The sequence below is a fragment of the Gilliamella sp. CG16 genome (genome assembly GCF_046635785.1).
Lineage (GTDB): Bacteria > Pseudomonadota > Gammaproteobacteria > Enterobacterales > Orbaceae > Gilliamella > Gilliamella apicola_I.
The window spans coordinates 1-12,225 of sequence record NZ_JBIDFL010000008.1 but is presented as its reverse complement, the minus strand read 5'-3'; the positions used below and the strand labels follow the sequence as shown (position 1 = coordinate 12,225).

The 12,225-nt window shown below is 34.7% G+C and carries 13 protein-coding genes; 5 read left to right on the top strand and 8 right to left on the bottom strand.

The window, feature by feature from the left end; all coding sequences use genetic code 11:
* Positions 1–108: 108 nt before the first annotated feature.
* Positions 109–1,977 carry an ATP-dependent zinc metalloprotease FtsH gene (gene ftsH, locus ACGH47_RS08430; protein ID WP_267351154.1) on the bottom strand — a complete coding sequence of 623 codons (1,869 nt, stop codon included), beginning with the start codon at positions 1,975–1,977 and terminating at the stop codon, positions 109–111.
* 85 nt (positions 1,978–2,062) lie between these two features.
* Entirely contained in the window at positions 2,063–2,689 is a 627-nt protein-coding gene (rlmE, locus tag ACGH47_RS08425; RefSeq protein WP_220216054.1) for a 23S rRNA (uridine(2552)-2'-O)-methyltransferase RlmE, read from the bottom strand.
* Between the two features lie 98 nt (positions 2,690–2,787).
* Here rlmE and yhbY point away from each other — a divergent pair, with 98 nt between their 5' ends.
* Entirely contained in the window at positions 2,788–3,081 is a 294-nt protein-coding gene (gene yhbY / locus ACGH47_RS08420) for a ribosome assembly RNA-binding protein YhbY (RefSeq protein ID WP_065559637.1), read from the top strand.
* Positions 3,082–3,146: 65 nt separating this feature from the next.
* Here the strand turns inward: yhbY and greA are convergent, their stop codons facing one another.
* Complete coding sequence (gene greA, locus ACGH47_RS08415) at positions 3,147–3,623, bottom strand: transcription elongation factor GreA (RefSeq protein WP_065559646.1); 477 nt, start codon at positions 3,621–3,623, stop codon at positions 3,147–3,149.
* 237 nt (positions 3,624–3,860) lie between these two features.
* Here greA and ACGH47_RS08410 point away from each other — a divergent pair, with 237 nt between their 5' ends.
* The 3 genes from ACGH47_RS08410 to hslO all read left to right on the top strand — a co-directional run bounded on the left by ACGH47_RS08410 (position 3,861) and on the right by hslO (position 6,820).
* Positions 3,861–5,465: a hypothetical protein gene (locus ACGH47_RS08410; RefSeq protein ID WP_411623195.1), complete on the top strand. Its 1,605-nt coding sequence runs from the start codon at positions 3,861–3,863 to the stop codon at positions 5,463–5,465.
* Positions 5,466–5,556: 91 nt separating this feature from the next.
* On the top strand, positions 5,557–5,955 hold the full coding sequence (gene hslR / locus ACGH47_RS08405) for a ribosome-associated heat shock protein Hsp15 (RefSeq protein ID WP_411623194.1): 399 nt from the start codon (positions 5,557–5,559) through the stop codon (positions 5,953–5,955).
* 1 nt (position 5,956) lies between these two features.
* Entirely contained in the window at positions 5,957–6,820 is an 864-nt protein-coding gene (gene hslO, locus ACGH47_RS08400; RefSeq protein ID WP_411623193.1) for an Hsp33 family molecular chaperone HslO, read from the top strand.
* 214 nt (positions 6,821–7,034) lie between these two features.
* Here the strand turns inward: hslO and tsaA are convergent, their stop codons facing one another.
* From tsaA to metN, 4 genes are all read right to left on the bottom strand, one after another.
* Positions 7,035–7,739, bottom strand: a complete 705-nt coding sequence (gene tsaA / locus ACGH47_RS08395; protein WP_267378910.1) for a tRNA (N6-threonylcarbamoyladenosine(37)-N6)-methyltransferase TrmO — start codon at positions 7,737–7,739, stop codon at positions 7,035–7,037.
* 136 nt (positions 7,740–7,875) lie between these two features.
* On the bottom strand, positions 7,876–8,778 hold the full coding sequence (gene metQ, locus ACGH47_RS08390; protein WP_411623192.1) for a methionine ABC transporter substrate-binding lipoprotein MetQ: 903 nt from the start codon (positions 8,776–8,778) through the stop codon (positions 7,876–7,878).
* Between the two features lie 14 nt (positions 8,779–8,792).
* A complete protein-coding gene (locus ACGH47_RS08385) occupies positions 8,793–9,434 on the bottom strand; it encodes a methionine ABC transporter permease (protein ID WP_411623235.1) in 642 nt (213 codons plus the stop codon).
* A gap of 112 nt (positions 9,435–9,546) precedes the next feature.
* On the bottom strand, positions 9,547–10,578 hold the full coding sequence (gene metN, locus ACGH47_RS08380) for a methionine ABC transporter ATP-binding protein MetN (RefSeq protein ID WP_220216047.1): 1,032 nt from the start codon (positions 10,576–10,578) through the stop codon (positions 9,547–9,549).
* Positions 10,579–10,695: 117 nt separating this feature from the next.
* Between metN and gmhB the strand changes: the two genes are divergently transcribed.
* Entirely contained in the window at positions 10,696–11,232 is a 537-nt protein-coding gene (gmhB, locus tag ACGH47_RS08375) for a D-glycero-beta-D-manno-heptose 1,7-bisphosphate 7-phosphatase (RefSeq protein ID WP_220216046.1), read from the top strand.
* A gap of 32 nt (positions 11,233–11,264) precedes the next feature.
* On the opposite strand, the gene ACGH47_RS08370 is transcribed toward gmhB, so the two are convergent.
* Positions 11,265–11,990, bottom strand: coding sequence for a DUF4184 family protein (locus ACGH47_RS08370; RefSeq protein WP_411623191.1), 726 nt, complete (start codon positions 11,988–11,990; stop codon positions 11,265–11,267).
* Between the last annotated feature and the right edge of the window lie 235 nt (positions 11,991–12,225).

Here is a 12,225-nt window from a genome sequence, read left to right as displayed (position 1 = left end):
GCTAAACAATAGCAAAATCATTTAAGCTTGTTACCTGTTTTTATTTTAGATTTATTTAAATTATCCGATAAAAAACGCGCCGTAGCGCGTTATAGAAATTAAAACAGATTAATTATCCGATTCAGGTGGTGTATCACGACCTTCATTCGGAACTTCTTGTGCTGCTTTTTCATCACTGGCTGTCCAACCCTCTGGTGGCGTGACTGGCTGGCGATTCATCAGTTCATCAATCTGTTTTTTATCAATTGTTTCATACTTGAGTAAAGCATCTTTCATTGCATGAAGAATATCAATATTTTCAGTTAGTGTTGTTTTAGCTCGTTGATAGTTTCGTTGAAGGATTGCATCAACTTCTTCATCAATAATTTTAGCTGTACCATCAGATATTTTCTTCATGACTCCATAAGAAGACTCTTCATATTCAAACAATGCAGGTGGTAAACGATCTGAGAAGCCCCATTGTGTCACCATTGCTCTGGCTACATTTGAAGCGTATCGTATATCACTTGAAGCACCAGAGGTAATTTTATCTTCGCCATAAATTAAGCCTTCGGCAATTCGTCCTGCATAAGCTGTTGAAATTTTTGATTCTAACTGAGTACGAGTTTGACTAATTTGATCACCTTCCGGTAAGAAGAAGGCGACACCTAACGCCCCTCCACGAGGAATAATCGTGACTTTATGGAGCGGATCATGATCTGGCATTAAATAACCCACAATTGCGTGTCCCGCTTCATGATAAGCCGTATTGGTTAATTGCTCTTTTGTCATGGATAATGAACGACGTTGAGTACCCATATCGATTTTATCTTTGGCTTCTTCAAACTCATCCATCGTGACTAAACGTTTATTACGGCGAGCGGCAAATAGCGCTGCTTCGTTAACTAAATTAGCTAATTGAGCACCCGAATAATTTGGTGTTCCGCGGGCTAGCACTGCTAGATTAACATCAGACCCTAAAGGCACTTTACGTACATGTACTGCCAGAATTTGCTCACGACTTTTTAAGTCAGGTAAATCAATTTGAACTTGACGGTCAAAACGACCTGGACGAAGTAATGCAGGATCGAGAATATCAGCACGGTTTGTTGCTGCAATCATAATAATGCCACTGTTAGCTTCAAAACCATCCATTTCAACTAACATTTGGTTTAGGGTTTGTTCGCGTTCGTCATGACCGCCCATTGAACCCGCTCCACGTTTGCGACCAACAGCATCAATTTCATCAATAAAGATAATACAAGGTGAATGTTTACGGGCTTGTTCAAAGAGATCACGTACACGTGATGCGCCAACACCAACAAACATTTCAACAAAGTCGGAACCTGAAATACTAAAGAAAGGCACATTGGCTTCACCGGCAATCGCTCTAGCTAATAATGTTTTACCGGTACCCGGTGGCCCAACCATCAAAATACCTTTTGGTATGCGTCCACCTAATTTTTGGTATTTCCCCGGATCACGTAAAAAATCGACTACTTCTGTTACTTCTTGCTTGGCTTCTTCACTGCCTGCGACATCGGTAAATTTAGTTTTTACTTGATCTGGCGCTAACATCCTAGCTTTACTTTTACCCACCGACATTGGTCCGCCTTTACCACCGCCTTGCATTTGACGCATGACAAAGATCCAAAATCCGATTAATAAAATAATGGGGAACCAAGAGATTAAAATACTTGCTAACAAACTTGGTTTTTCATCTGGACTACCATAAACGGCAACTTTATTTAAAACTAAGTCATCCATTAATTTTTCATCAAAATAAGGGATGTAAGTTACATAGTTACGATTATCTTTTGTCGTGGCAATAATTTCGCGCCCATTAATATGCACTTCTTGGATTTTACCACTGGTGATATCGGAATTAAATTGAGTATAATTGATTTGAGGACCGCTATTTGATATTGAGCTGAATTGATTAAATACAGCTATCAATACTACGGCAATAATTCCCCAGATCAGTAAATTCTTTACCATGTCGTTCAAAAGAAAAACCTCTCATAAAAATTAACAGTTACGACTAAAATTAGGAAGTAATGGTACTACAAAATTGTGCTACTGGCTACTTCATACCCATTGCAACGATATAAACTTCTCTCGATCGCGATCTGGATGCTTCAGGTTTGCGAATTTTGACCGTTTTAAACATCGTTCTAACTTGTTTTAAATAATCTTCAAATCCCTCACCTTGAAATACTTTGACAATAAAATTGCCATTTGGGGCAAGGACATCTCGACACATATCTAAAGCAAGTTCAACTAAATACATTGCTCTGGGAATATCAACAGCAGGTTGACCACTCATGTTAGGAGCCATATCTGACATGACGACTTGTACTTTTTCTTCACCAACACGGTCAAGTAATGCTTTAAGCACGGCTTCGTCTCGGAAATCACCTTGTAGAAAATCAACACCGACAATCGGATCCATTGGTAATAAATCGCAAGCGATAATTCGTCCTTTGCTACCAATAACAGACGCCACATATTGTGACCATCCACCAGGCGCTGCGCCTAGATCAACAACGGTTATGCCGGGTTTAAATAATTTGTCACTTTTTTGAATTTCTTCTAATTTGAACCATGCTCGCGATCGTAAACCTTTTTTTTGTGCTTGTTGCACAAAGCGATCATTAAAATGTTCATTAAGCCAACGAGTCGAGCTTGCTGAGCGTTTTTTGTTACTCACAGGGAATAAATCCTTATAGTAAAGAGTTCACTTCAATTGATTACAAATATATATAAGGGTAGAATAACAAAATTGCAACTTAATGTGATAAAAAAATAATGAATTTATCAAATAAACAAAAACAGTATTTAAAAGGTGAAGCTCATCATTTAAAACCGATTGTCATGATCGGCGCTAATGGGTTTACTGAAGGTGTGCTTGCAGAGATTGAAAATGCGTTAAACTTTCATGAGTTAATTAAGATCAAGGTGTCTGCTGAAGATAGAGAGACAAAAAAGCTTATTTGTGAGGCTATTATACGTGAAACGCATGCCCTTGCAGTACAACAAGTTGGTTCTATTTTTACCATTTTTAGACCAAGTGAAGAGAAAAAAATCACTTTACCTAAATAATACGATTAATAAACAGGGTATTCGCCCTGTTTATCATTATCAAATGACCAAGTAGAATTCACCTTTTAAATATATTCTACTTTAACAATATCAAACTCTACATCGCCACCAGGCGTTTTGATTTGTACTGTGTCGCCATCTTCTTTACCAATTAATCCTCTGGCAATAGGGGAATTAACCGAAATGAGATTTTGTCGATAGTCAGCTTCATCATCACCTACAATTCGATAAGTGGTTTCTTCATCAGTATCCACATTGATAACAGTGACGGTGGCACCAAAAATAATTCTGCCAGTGTTTTTGACTTTGGTAATGTCTATAATTTGTGCTTGTGATAACTTTCCTTCAATTTCTTGAATACGACCTTCACAAAAACCTTGTTGTTCTCTTGCTGCATGATACTCTGCATTTTCTTTTAAATCACCGTGTGCTCTTGCTTCGGCTATCGCTGCTGTAATTTGAGGTCTTTTGACATTTTTTAGCTCTTCAAGTTCAGCACGTAATAATTCAGCTCCCTTTACTGTCATTGGGATTTGTTTCATTTGTGTGTCTCCCGCTTTATTTAAATTAAATAAAAACAATCCCTCATCTTACTTTAAATAAAGGAAGAGTGATCGATTCCATTTGGTATTTCAAAGATATGATTGTGTATTTCTATATATTAACTGTAAAACTGACTTAACGACAAATCATTTATAGTAAAATAAGATGCTATTTCATTTAAAATCGTTTATCGTAATGTCATTGTGAACGGCTTATTATAACAATTTTATTCTTTTATGCGACGGATACGATTCTACTTACTTACTCTTTTAGCAATTGCTTGGTTGTTAGTGTTACTCTCTTATTTTATAGTACAGACGGCGTTTGGGGCAAAATTTGTAAGTGAGCAATTATCAAAATTAAGTCCCTATACTATCTCAATTGGGCATGTTCACCATTCTTTTTCAAATGTTTATGAAGTTGTCTTGGATGATGTTGTCATCAGCGATGGTCAGCAACAGATAGCTAATATTCCTAAAATGGTTATAGGGCTAGATAAACATGAACTGTGGCAATTCAATCATTTTAGCTATGTTACTGTGATTGATGGAATATTGGCTGATAGCAAAATTAAACATTATGATTTTTCGACTGATACGTTAAAATTCATTAATTCTACCATTACTGTTTCAATAAATAATAATGAAGATAAAATTCTATTTAAACAGGTAAATGGCGGAATTAAATCTTATTCTTCATCAAGTTTAAATAATGCCCAGTTTGATTTCACTTCTAACGAAGTATTGATCAATGAGGTTGCTATAAAATCAGTAATCGTTCAAGGATTTCACCGTGATAATATTACCTACTTAACCAATTTAGGTGGGAATATTGAAAATGGATTTTTTGTAAGTAAGTTAAAGATATTAGCTGATAAAAGTTGGGATATTGAACAACTTAAATTAAGCAATATTCATCTACAATCTCAAACAGACGATTTTTGGGAAAAATATATTTCCTATTTACCGAAATTCTCTTTACGACAATTGTCGATATTTGAAAGTAGTATACAGTTACCCTCTTTTCTCGTTGAAAAAGGGAATCTTGAAGTCAAAAATATTTGTTTTGATAATGGATGGTATTTTGATGAAAGCTCTCTTGTTTTCAATGCCGATAACGTTGTATGGTTAGATAATCTATTTTCCTCAGTATTACTTCAACTCAATCTTAATGATAATAATATTGAAATTGAAAAAGCGATAGCCACTTGGAATAAAGGTAATGTAAATCTTACAGGTAGCTGGCATGATAGTACTTTACAGTTAGAACAAGTCACGATAGCTAGTGTCATTTATCAATTACCTCAACATTTAGAGCAATTAGTATTACCAACACAATTTAGTCGAATTGAAATTACTCAATTATCGATTTTACCAAGTCTATTAATTAATGTTGATGCTAACTATCCATTTGCTTTTACTAATTTTGAAGCACTGGGCTCAGATATTGTTATAGTCAAAGATAAATATTTAGGATTTGATGCCGGAAACCTATTTTTTAAAGCTGAAAGAGGATCTATTATTGGAATTGAGATTAATTATCCAGATTTGACCTTAAAATATGATTCACAACAGCATGCATTATTAAACTTTAGTAGTTTAATTAACAAGGGTGTTGTTGAAATAAAAGCAAAGCTTAATGCTAATCAAACAGAATTTACCTCTTTTCAATTAGGTGCTGCTAATATCCCAAGTTCTTTATTAAAAGATTGGAAATTAGTTAATTACGATCCTGAGTCAACTAATTATACCGTTAATTTAGTTGGTAAAATTGCACCATTTAGTTTAGCTGGCACAATACAAGTCAATGCGATCAATCATTTTCTTCAATCAGACAATTGATATTGGTTTAGTTAGCCTTATATATTATTAAAATGCTAAAACTCCTGTTCGTGTTTAAATAACGTTTTTGATTAATTAATATGAGAGTGAAATGGATCAAATCAGACTAGATAAATGGTTGTGGGCTGCCCGATTTTATAAAACGCGTTCACTTGCTCGTGAAATGGTTGAGGGGGGAAAAGTTCACTATAATGGTCAACGAATTAAACCGAGTAAATTGGTGGAAGTCGGTGCAATTTTGACTCTTCGTCAAGGTTCAGATCAAAAAACAATTAAAATTCTGGCGATTAATGGACAACGGAGATCAGCGCAAGAAGCTCAATTACTTTATCAAGAAACACAAGAGAGCATTGATAAACGCGAAAAAATTGCTGAAGCACGCAAGCTTAATGCATTAACCATGCCACATCCTGATAGAAAGCCGGATAAAAAAGAGCGGCGTAACTTAATAAAATTTAAATATGATAGACAACAAGGCGACAATAATTGATATGGATACTTTAAATCGATTTATCTTTGATAATCACCCTGTTCGTGGTGAAATAACTCGTTTAGAACAAACTTACCAAGCAATTTTAGATAACCATAATTATCCTATAGCAGTACAAAATTTATTGGGTGAATTACTGGTTGCGACGAGTTTATTAACCGCAACCTTAAAATTTGAAGGCGATATTGCGGTTCAATTACAAGGTGATGGTCCTCTGCGTTTAGCGGTTGTTAATGGCAATCATCTTCTACAATTACGTGGGGTTGCTCGAGTTAATGGAGATATTGCTGATAATGCGTCATTGAAAGATATGGTGGGTAATGGCTATATTGTAATTACCATTACGCCCAAAAATGGAGAACGCTATCAAGGTATTGTCGGACTTGAAAAAGAGACGCTAATAGGATGTATTGAAAATTACTTCATACAGTCTGAACAGTTGCCAACTAGATTATTCGTTAAAACAGGTGTTTACAATAATAAACCAATGGCTGCCGGCATATTATTGCAAGTGTTACCAGCTAATGAAAATACTGAAGAGTCTTTTGATCATCTATGCGCTTTAACCGAAACAATCACGAACGATGAATTATTTAAACTCACCAGTGATGAAATTTTATATCGCCTTTATAATCAAGAACAAGTTCGATTGTTTGAAACTGAGAATGTTACATTTAAATGTGGTTGTTCTCGGCAACGTTTTGAGGATAGTTTAGCAACAATACCGCAAAATGAAATTGATGAAATCCTCAAAGAGGATGGTGGAAAGATTGATATTCTTTGTGATTATTGTGGTAAACATTATATATTTGATGAGATAGATATCAATGAAATGCGAAGCAAACACAAAACAAATATCCATTGATTTTTAGGCATAAAAATACCACTAAGATTATTAACTAATTTTAGTGGCAAAGTGAAATATAGGGAATTAAACCCGTACATAATGTATCAGAATCGTATAAATACACCAACCTTTTTTATTAATTTTTTGCCATAATTTTGTTAAGAAAATTTACAAAGCTATTTTATCCTATTGGAAAAAGAAAATTATTTACTTTTCAGTTAAGTAAATTTTTTTAGATAACCTCGATATCGCCGACTATTGCGCATTCATTTTTGATTTTCCATTTTATGTTAAAATGGTATAGCGTTAATCCATATGTTTGTTCAGCGATGTTATTTTGTTTATAAGCAGGTCTAGGATCTTGTGAAATGACTTGAGCAATTAAATCTGCTAACTCTGGATAATTCTGTTTTTGCGATGTTAAAAAAAGTTGAGCTTCATCTGAAAACACGACGTGTAATTTTTTTTCTGGAGACGTTTGTGCATAGCCAGCAGTGGCATCTGGATAACTATCACAATAAGGTAGATAGGGTTTTATATCGATTATAGGTGTGCCATCAACTAAATCTAAACTTCCTAATTTTAAAATAACTTGTTTATTTTTAATGACTATATCTTTTAATTCTACTGCTGAAAGCCCGATATGATTGGGTCTAAATGGGGAACGAGTTGCAAATACGCCTAACGTTTTATTTCCACCTAAACGAGGAGGACGAACGGTTAAGCGCCACTTGTTCTGATCTATATGGTGGAATTGAAATAGCAACCATAAATGTGAAAACTGCCCTAATCCTTTAACACTATTAGGATCGTTATAAGGTGCCAATAAATGAAGTTCTCCATGTCCAGCAGGAACTAAATTCGGTTGTCTGGGTACAGCAAATTTTTCGCTATAAGGGGAATGTATAATACCAATGGGATCTATTTGCCAGGTCATGCTCTTAATTATGCTTTGCTGAATTAATGTATGGTCTGCAGTATATCACTCAATAACTCTATCTATTTTGTCTTTAATTGTTTCCGCCGACCTTAAATCGGCGGAATTTTGATTTATTAATGTTTTTGGTAAGTTATTACCAACCACGAATAGCACCACCATTAAAAATTTGATCTGCCTTTTGCGCTACAGCATCAGTTTGGTAAGCTTTCACAAAATTTTTGATATTCTCGTTATCTTTATCGGCTTCACGGGCAACGATAATATTAACGTAAGGGGATTCTTTATCTTCAACAAAAATGCCATCTTTACTTGGCGTTAAATTTGCTTGTCCGGCAAATGCATTATTGATAATAGCAAGGTCAACTTGTGCATCGTCTAAAGAGCGTGGCAACATAGGCGCTTCAAGCTCAACAATTTTATAATTATTAGGATTACTGGTGATATCTAAAACTGTCGGTAATAAACCTTTTGATTTATCAACGGTAATTAATCCTTCATGTTGTAATAACAGTAGTGCACGACCTAAATTAGTTGGATCATTTGGAATCGCAATGGTTGAGTTAGCTGGAATAAAGAAAGTTTCGCCACGTGGAGATGTTACTTTCACGCCTTCACCCGTTGGCGTAGCATTGTCGATTGGTTTAAGTTTATGAGAATAACTTGCAATTGGGTAAACAAATGAATTACCGACAACAGCTAATTTGTAACCACGCTCTTTCATTTGCTCATCTAAATAAGGTTTATGTTGGAAGGCATTAACGTCAATTAATCCATCATTTAATGCTTGATTAGGGGTGACATAATCATTGAAAATAACCAACTCAACATCTAAATGATAAAGCTCCTTAGCTTGTTGTTTTACCACTTCGGCTACTTCTTGTTCGGGCCCTGAAATAACACCGACTTTAAGTGTAGTCATGTTATCTGATTGATTTGAATTGTTATTTTCCGATACTGTTTGTTTACTATTATCACAACCCGTTAAAAAAAAGGCACTTACTAAGGTGGTAATTAATGCTAGCTGTTTAATTGACATAAGTTTCTCCAAATTTAATGATGAGTTACGCGTTTTACAATGGCATTTCCTATAAACTGAATAATAAATACAATAATGATTAAGATAACTAAAACTGTATTCATTATAGCAGGCTTGTATCCATTGTAACCATATTGAATTGCCAATTGACCAAGACCACCTGCACCAACAGCGCCTGCCATGGCAATATAACCCGTTAGCGTAATTAAAGTAATCGTCATACTATTAACAATGACCGGTAAGGATTCAGGTAATAAGACTTTATAAATGATTTGAAAAGGCGTTGCGCCCATTGAGCGAGCGGCTTCAATCAAACCTTTTGGGACATCTAATAATGCATTTTCAATCATGCGAGCGATTAATGGTGAAACACCTATACTTAGTGGCACAACAGCAGCTTGTTTACCAATAAACGTTCCCATTAAGAAAGTTGTACAAGGAATAATCCAAACAATCAATATAATAAAAGGTATTGAACGAAATATATTCGTTATAAATGAAATAACACTATTAGCGATATAACAATCTAAAATTTGTCCTTTACGAGTGGTATAAAGAAGTATACCAATCGGTAATCCAATAACGGTTCCCCAAAATCCAGATAAGATAACCATATAAAGTGTTTCATCTGTTGCTTGTGCCATTTTAAATAACATGGCTTCATTAAAACCATTAAAAGAAGAGCAAAAAGCGACGAAATCACCCCAAAAATTGTAGTGTGCTAAATATCGAAATAAGGTTTCGAAAGGTTTAAAAGAAGGAATAAAACTAAACATAACCAAGCACCTCTACGTTGGTGTTATTTTTTTCTAAAAATTCAATTGCGGATTCAATACTTTTCGTCTCTCCCTTCATTTCCGCTAGCATTAAACCAAATTTAACGCCACCGGCGTAATCCATCTGAGCGCTAATAATATTGCTTTCGATATTGAATTGTTGAGCAATTTGCGATAACAGCGGTAAATCAACCGAAACACCTGAAAACTCTAGGCGTACTAGGGGATTAAGTCCTTCTCTATACTTTTTTGATAGCTTAGTTAAATAGTCATCAGGAATGTTTAAATGTAAAGTAGATTGAATAAATTGACGGGCAATATCGGTTTTAGCATGGGAAAACATTTCACCTACTGATGATTGTTCAATTAACTCTCCATTGCTAATAACGGCAACTTGATCGCAAATCTGTTTAACGACATCCATTTCATGGGTAATTAATAAGATTGTTAATTCAAGTTTCTGGTTGATTTCTTTTAATAAAGTTAAAATCGAACGCGTTGTTTCTGGATCAAGGGCACTGGTAGCTTCATCACACAATAATACTTTTGGGTCACTTGCCAAGGCTCGTGCAATAGCAACACGTTGTTTTTGTCCGCCAGATAAATTGGCTGGATAGACATTTGCTTTTTCAGTCAAACCAACTAACGCGATTAGTTCATCGACTTTTTGCTTAATCTTAGCTTTGGGTGTCCGATTAAGTTCAAGAGGAAAAGCAATATTATCAAATACGGTACGTGATGAGAGAAGATTAAAATGTTGAAAAATCATGCTGATTTTTCGACGAACAGGAATTAATTGTCGATTAGATAGATTAGTTATCTCTTGATTATCTAAAAAAATTTTACCACTTGTTGGCTTTTCTAACAGATTGACACAGCGAATCAATGTACTTTTTCCAGCGCCTGATTTACCGATAACCCCATAAATTTTACCTTTGGGTACATTAATAGTAATATCCTTTAATGCGTGGATTAACGTATTATTATGTTCAAAAGTTTTCGAAATATGTTGTAATTGTATCATAATATATAAAAGCAAAATGCGAATAGTTGAATATTAAGACGTCTAGACATCTAAGTCAATCAATAATATATTATGCAAATTAGGATAAATACCTAAATAAAAGGAAAATGAGTAAATATGAAGCCTGCTATTTTTTTAGATCGTGATGGTACAATAAACATCGATTATAACTATGTGCATACAATTGATAAATTCCACTTTATTGACGGAGTTATTGAGGCAATGCAAGAGCTCAAAAAAATGGGTTTCTTATTAGTTATTACCACCAATCAATCTGGAATTGCCAGAAACAAATTTTCTGAAGAGCAATTTCATACTTTAACTGAATGGATGGATTGGTCGTTACAAGACAGAGGTGTTGACTTAGATGGTATCTATTATTGTCCGCATGATCCACTAGTCGATCATTGTGAATGCCGAAAACCAAGCCCAGGTATGATTCAAACCGCAGCGAAAGAGTTAGGCATTGATATTGCTAATTCCTATATGGTGGGCGATAAGCTTTCAGATCTATTATCAGGTAAAAGGGCTGGGGTCAAAAAAACCGTTTTAGTGAAAACGGGCGACCCAATCACTGAAGAAGTCGTTGCTCAAGCCGATTGGGTAATCGATAGTTTGGCGGATTTACCTAATAAAATAAAAGCAGAATCTTAACGTTCTAAAACAATACTATTCTATTACGGTGTTTAAAATAAACGCCGTATAATTCTCATGACAAGTGGTGCTAATATTAATCCTAAAAATAGTGCATCAATAAAGTTCACCACATTTTGACCAAAAGTATGGATAGTATTGGCGAAAAAAAGAGAGAAACCACTTATAACGATCATCATCAGCAAACCCCAATATAGAAAACTAACCGTATTCCTTTTATCAGTCATGATCGGTAATCTAAGAATAAAGAGGCATATTAAACTCATTCCGACCAAAGTACTGCCATGCTGTAGTAATTGGTAGATAGGAATATCAATATTGTTTAGGGAAATTGACTGTTGTAAAAAAGGAATGTGTTTAACTACAAAACCCGTTAAGTGAGTAAAACTGTCCCAACCAATATGAGACAATATACCTATTACTGCTGATGTCAAAACAATAAACCAATGATGCAAGCAATACTGATTCCAATTAAAAGTAAGATAATGAGCAAATCGTTTATAAAGGAAATGAGGCAAATTTTTGATTAGTTCATTACGAATGATGGAATGAAAGATAAAAGCAACCATTAATGTTATTGGCAGATCAAAATAAACAATACCAAATAAAGTATGGCTCATATCACTTTTTATTTTCATTCTAAGAAAATATTCAAAGTCAGGGGACATGCTACCTATAATTAAGGCTGTCATGGAAAAAAATTGAGGCTTTTTATTAAAAGGTAAAACAATTGCTGGGTGTGCGAAAGTAAAAGGCATATGAAAAATCCATCTTAAAAAATTAGCCTAAAGCAAACATATCATAACTGACATGATAAATAATAATAAAGAAAGTTTGTAAAATTTGTATAGGATCAGTTTGTTTTCAATACGGCATGGGTAAAAAAAACACAAACAGAAATAAAATTGCAATAAACGCTTGCATGATTTTTTTAAGGCTCTATAATGCGCATCCACTGACACGGCGTCAGCGAAAGCAGGCGGAACAAGAGGT